Source organism: Candidatus Paceibacterota bacterium (assembly GCA_036517255.1).
Lineage (GTDB): Bacteria > Patescibacteriota > Minisyncoccia > Phycocordibacterales > WO2-35-19 > DATDXE01.
In genome coordinates this window covers 1-5,241 of sequence record DATDXE010000012.1, presented here as the reverse complement: position 1 = coordinate 5,241, position 5,241 = coordinate 1, and the positions used below count along the sequence as shown (strand labels likewise).

Below are 5,241 nucleotides of genomic sequence, written 5' to 3'. Positions count from 1 at the left end.
CAAAGTGAAGAAGAAATTAAGATACTTGCCCTGTCTCTTCCAGAAGTCAAAAAATGGCTCAATGACAAGGAACCAAGGAAGGTACTTGTCGTGCCAAGAAAGATTATCAGTATTGTGACTTGACATATATTTGTATTAATGATAGAAATGCAGTAAATCATGAACAGCAAGATTACTTTGAACTTCAAACCAAAGGACATAACCAAGCGCCTTTTATCCATTCTCTCTAAGCGTGGTCAGGATGTTTTAATTAGTCGATACGGGTTAGGGTCAAAGTCAAGTAAGCTTACTCTCGACGCCATTGGCAAGAAATATAATATTACTCGTGAACGTGTGCGACAGATAGAAAATCATTCACTGATCACTATTCGTAAATCAAAAGTATACAAAGATGCCGAACCAATCTTTACAGAACTGAAAGAAGTTCTCCTTGGTCTAGGAGGTCTAGTTTCCGAAAAAGATCTTCTTTCCCATCTAGGCAAAGATTTAAATACTCAAAACCATTTTCATTTTCTACTGGTTGTTGGAGAAGACTTCAAACGGGAAAAAGAGGATGAAGAATTTAAGCGTCGTTGGCACGTGGACGCTGAATTGTCCAACAAGATTAAATCCGCTCTTCGTAAACTGTATTCCAATCTTGCTGATGATGAGCTAGTGCTTGAGAGTGATCTCATCAACTCTTTTCTCGAGGAGATCAAAGATTTAAATGAAAAATATAAAAATGATGAGGTTATCAAACGTTGGCTTTCTATCTCGCACAAGATTGGTAAGAACCCTTTAGGTGAATGGGGTCGCTCATCTTCTTCTAATGTCAATGCTAAGGGTATGCGAGATTTTGCCTTCTTGGTTATTAGAAAACATGGTTCTCCCATACATTTCAAAGATGTGGCTAAAGCCATCACTCAATACTTCAATAAGAAAGCGCATGTGGCCACTACTCATAATGAACTTATAAAAGATCCCAGATTTGTCCTTGTGGGTCGTGGTCTCTATGCTCTATCCGAATGGGGATACATGTCAGGTGTGGTCAAGGATGTTATTAAAAAAATTCTCGAGAAAGAGGGGTCTATGTCCAAGGAGAAAATTATTGAAAAAGTACTGAAGGAGCGCTATGTAAAGGAAAACACCATTTTAGTCAATCTTCAGAATCCCAAGTATTTTAAGAAAGATTCTTCCAATCGCTACCAAAACGTCTAAATTGCATGTAGACCCCCACACCTAAATTTGGTTAAATTTAGGTGTGGGGGTAGAATTAGGGCATGTTTAGTGACTTCATCTCTCTTTTCCAAACTGAACTTTATCTGAAAACCTGGCATTATATATATGCAACATGGCCAGCTTGGCTGCCTATCATTCTTATCTGGCTTTATGTAAATACGTGGCTGACTTACAAAAGGCGTGAATGGTTGTATAAAAAGGGAAGTATTCTCCTTGAAATCCGGATTCCGCAAAATACAGAAAAGTCTCCAGCTGCTATGGAAATGGTTATAGAAGGAATCTGGGAAGATGTCACAGATACTCTTACGGGAGTGTATTTGGATGGAGCGCTTAGGGACGTATTTTCTCTCGAGATCGTCTCGCTCGGTGGGGAAGTCAAATTCTTTATTTGGGCATTTCCTAAATGGAAACATGTTATTGAGTCAAGAATTTATGCGCATTATCCCGGTGCTGAAGTGGTAGAGGTCGAGGACTATGCTCTCAAAGTTCTTTTCGATCCAAAGACAATGAGCTTATCCGGTGTCACGACCAGACTGGATAAACCGGATGTGTTTCCTATAAAGACTTATATAGAATTTGAGCTTAATAAAACGGCCGGTAAAGAGCAGGAAGAAATAGTAGACCCACTAGCCCCTATTCTCGAGTATCTCGGCACTCTTAAACCCGGCGAACAGATGTGGATACAGACCGTTATTCAAGGTCATCGTAGGGAAGGATTTCAAGATGCTCGTATTTTTGCTAGACCTGATTATAGAGAGGATGTGAAAAAGGAAATAAGTAAGATGTTAGAAAAAATATCTTTTGTAGAACCAGAAAAGGATAAAGTTTCCGGTAAACCCAAAGCTAGGTCACTCCTTGATTTAACTAAAAGCCAAGGTGAAGTTATCGCGGCTATTGAGCGTAATTCTGCTAAACTGGCCTTCGATACCATGATGAGAATGGTTTACGTGGCACCGAAAGAGATTGCCGTTAGTAGGGTAGTTGGCTTCATCGGGGGTATGCGTCAGTTTGGTGCAAAAAATCTCAATGGCATAAGGCCTCACAAATTTATTCCCGGTATTAATTATCCGTGGGAAGATTTTCTAGATATCAGAAAGAAATACAATCAGAGGACATTGCTCGAAGCATACAAGAGACGCTCTGTTTTCAATGTGCCGTTTAGGCACGCATTGGGCAAGCCCTATGTTCTGTCCACCGAGGAACTCGCAACCATTTTCCATTTCCCCGGGGCGACCGTCACTACTCCAACCCTCTCTCGTGTGCCTTCGAAAAAGGCCGAAGCTCCGTCGAATTTGCCCATATAATGCAGAGAAACTATCTTTTTTTCTTTGGCATAGTTTTGTATGTCATTTGTTTTTTTCCGACTACACCTCCATTTTCTTTTCCTTCCGGTTCTATTATTGTCGTCCAAGAAGGTATTGGTCTTTATGAACTTGGGGAGATTCTAGAACAAGATAAAGTTATACGCTCTCCTTTCTGGTTTCGTACAATCGCCATCGTACTTGGAGGGGAGCGCGATATGAAAGCGGGTCAATATCTCATGCCTCGACCACAAAATGTCTTTGTCATTGCGTGGCGAATTTTTCATGGTGATTACAACATAGAGACGGTTAAACTAACTATTCCTGAAGGATTTACGGTCGAGGAAATTTCTACACTTTTCGATGAAAGATTTACTTTTTTCGACCATCAGGAGTTTATAAGTCAGGCGCCAGAGGGATATCTCTTTCCCGATACATACTTTTTTGAAATAACTGCCACAGCTTCTTCGACTATCAAATTACTTAACGATAACTTTAATAGAAAAATTTCTGAGAGTTTATCAAACATAGAGTCTTCCGGTAAGACACTGGATGAAATTATTACTATGGCCTCACTTCTTGAAGCAGAAGCCAAGACTGGAGAAGAACGAGAAATGGCCTCAGGCATTCTCTGGAAACGGCTCAAGCTCGGAATGCCTCTCCAGGTCGACTCGGAAACTGGTACTTATGAATTTGTAGGACTGCCCGAAAACCCAATTAATAATCCCGGGTTAGTCTCAATAAAAGCCGCGATTCATCCGACCTCAACCCCCTTCCTTTATTTCTTGACAGATAAAGAAGGAAAAATGCATTATGCTAAGACCTTTAATGAACATAAAAGAAATATTACCAAATACCTCTCACCGTAAAGTTTTTGTCGGGCTCTCTGGCGGGGTAGATAGCGCTGTTTCCGCGGCACTTCTGAAACAGAGCGGTTTTGATGTCACTGGAGTATTTATCAAAGTTTGGCAACCGGATTTTCTGCCTTGTAGTTGGAGAGACGAAAGACGTGATGCCATGAGGGTGGCCATTGCGCTAGATATTCCGTTTCTGTTTTTCGATTTTGAGAGAGAGTACAAGAAAGGGGTGGTAGATATGATGATAGCAGAATACAGGATAGGCCGAACTCCCAATCCGGACGTGCTCTGTAACAAAGAAATTAAGTTTGGAGCATTTTGGAAAAAAGCGAAAGAAATGGGTGCGGATTTTATCGCCACTGGTCATTACTGGAGTGGAGAGAAAGACCAATCATATTTTTTATGGACTTTGATTAAAAAAGATCTTGCTCATATTATTTTTCCTGTTGGAAATTTAAAAAAAAGTGAAGTACGCAAACTAGCACGTCAGTTTCATCTCCCTGTTTCAGAAAAAAAAGATAGTCAAGGTATTTGCTTTATCGGCAATATCAGTATGGACGAATTTCTTTCGCATTTTGCTTCAGGCAAGTCGGGTAGTGTTTTTAACACTAAAGGTGAAATCATAGGAACTCATCGCGGCACTATCTTCTATACCATAGGCGAACGACATGGCTTCGAGATTAAGAAAAAAAAACCAGAAGATGGGGCTTTCTATGTTTTGTCCAAGGATATGAAGACCAATACCCTGACTGTATCAAATAAAGAGCCAGAAATTATTTCTCTCTCGCCAACTAAAATTATTGTCAAGGATGTAAACTGGATTACGGAGGCAACGCCTCCGCTGAATTGTTTAGCTAGAATTCGATACCGAGGAGAAAAAATACCTGTTATTGTTAAACACTCGGTGTTTAACAATGTGACTGTGGAATTCAGAAAACCAGTACGTGGTCTCTCTCTTGGTCAATCAATAGTGTTTTACTTGCCCGCCGAAGCTTCAGCGAAGGCGGGCGATGGCGAAATTTGTCTCGGTGGTGGAGTAATGGATAAAATTTTGAGATAGAATTCTTAAAAAACTCTGTGGATAATAATTAAATCCAATACGTTACAATTATGTGGTCACGGAAAAGTAACGTATGGGTAAATTGGAAGATAAAAACCGAAAAAGAAATAGGCGTAAAAATTTGCAACACGTAATTTTGCAAACCATAGCAATTGCCGGCGTACTTAGTGTCGCTCTGGTTGCTCCAAATGTTATGGGGGCGCTTGGTAAACTTGGTCTTCTTCCCTATAAGAGACAGAAAGAATATATTGCTTCCTCTGCCAGTAAACTTGTTAAGCGTGGACTGATTTTCTACAACGGCAAGAGTTACCAACTAACCCCTCAGGGGGAAAGTTTGCTGCGTCGTTGGCAGTTTGTTGACTTCAGATTGAAAAAACCAAAGAGATGGGACCAGAAATGGAGAGTGATTATTTTCGATATACCTGAAAAGAAAAGGAAAGCCAGAGATGACTTAACGTTACTCTTTAGACAAGCAGGTATCCTACGTCTTCAAAATAGTGTTTGGATATATCCTTATGATTGTGAGGATATTATCACTTTACTCAAAACTGATTTCGGAATAGGAAAGCATCTTCTTTATATGATTGTTGATGAATTAGAAAATGATAAACACTTGCGTGAAGAATTCGGATTAGTGTGAATAAATTGCACACAGTTTTTCTAATACGTTAAAATAATGCGGTCGCGTAAAAGTAGCGTATACGTTGACCATTTATTTTCCCTCCCTTTCCATTTTGAGTGCCGTATTTCTTCTGCTTACTTGTCTAGTCATGATAATACCTAGAATTTAATAACAGTCAATCTG

At 39.9% G+C, this 5,241-nt stretch carries 5 protein-coding genes; all 5 read left to right on the top strand.

Features of this window, described 5'->3' with window-relative positions; all coding sequences use genetic code 11:
- Positions 1-159: 159 nt before the first annotated feature.
- The 5 genes from VJH67_02000 (at position 160) to VJH67_01980 (ending at position 5,076) form a co-directional block, all read left to right on the top strand.
- Complete coding sequence (locus VJH67_02000) at positions 160-1,197, top strand: sigma factor-like helix-turn-helix DNA-binding protein (protein HEY4515939.1); 1,038 nt, start codon at positions 160-162, stop codon at positions 1,195-1,197.
- 62 nt (positions 1,198-1,259) lie between these two features.
- Positions 1,260-2,522, top strand: a complete 1,263-nt coding sequence (locus tag VJH67_01995; GenBank protein ID HEY4515938.1) for a hypothetical protein — start codon at positions 1,260-1,262, stop codon at positions 2,520-2,522.
- Positions 2,522-3,388 carry an endolytic transglycosylase MltG gene (locus tag VJH67_01990; GenBank protein HEY4515937.1) on the top strand — a complete coding sequence of 289 codons (867 nt, stop codon included), beginning with the start codon at positions 2,522-2,524 and terminating at the stop codon, positions 3,386-3,388. Before VJH67_01995 ends, VJH67_01990 begins: the two co-directional genes overlap by 1 nt.
- Positions 3,348-4,436 carry a tRNA 2-thiouridine(34) synthase MnmA gene (mnmA, locus tag VJH67_01985; GenBank protein HEY4515936.1) on the top strand — a complete coding sequence of 363 codons (1,089 nt, stop codon included), beginning with the start codon at positions 3,348-3,350 and terminating at the stop codon, positions 4,434-4,436. Before VJH67_01990 ends, mnmA begins: the two co-directional genes overlap by 41 nt.
- A gap of 73 nt (positions 4,437-4,509) precedes the next feature.
- On the top strand, positions 4,510-5,076 hold the full coding sequence (locus tag VJH67_01980; GenBank protein ID HEY4515935.1) for a hypothetical protein: 567 nt from the start codon (positions 4,510-4,512) through the stop codon (positions 5,074-5,076).
- The last annotated feature ends 165 nt before the right edge of the window (positions 5,077-5,241 follow it).

What these genes read in the sequence shown, in the direction of transcription:
- VJH67_01990 (HEY4515937.1), top strand. Translation starts at nt 2,522, where the DNA reads ATGCAGAGAAACTATCTTTTTTTCTTTGGCATAGTTTTGTATGTCATT.
- mnmA (HEY4515936.1), top strand. Translation starts at nt 3,348, where the DNA reads ATGAACATAAAAGAAATATTACCAAATACCTCTCACCGTAAAGTTTTT.
- VJH67_01995 (HEY4515938.1), top strand. Translation starts at nt 1,260, where the DNA reads ATGTTTAGTGACTTCATCTCTCTTTTCCAAACTGAACTTTATCTGAAA.
- VJH67_01980 (HEY4515935.1), top strand. Translation starts at nt 4,510, where the DNA reads ATGGGTAAATTGGAAGATAAAAACCGAAAAAGAAATAGGCGTAAAAAT.
- VJH67_02000 (HEY4515939.1), top strand. Translation starts at nt 160, where the DNA reads ATGAACAGCAAGATTACTTTGAACTTCAAACCAAAGGACATAACCAAG.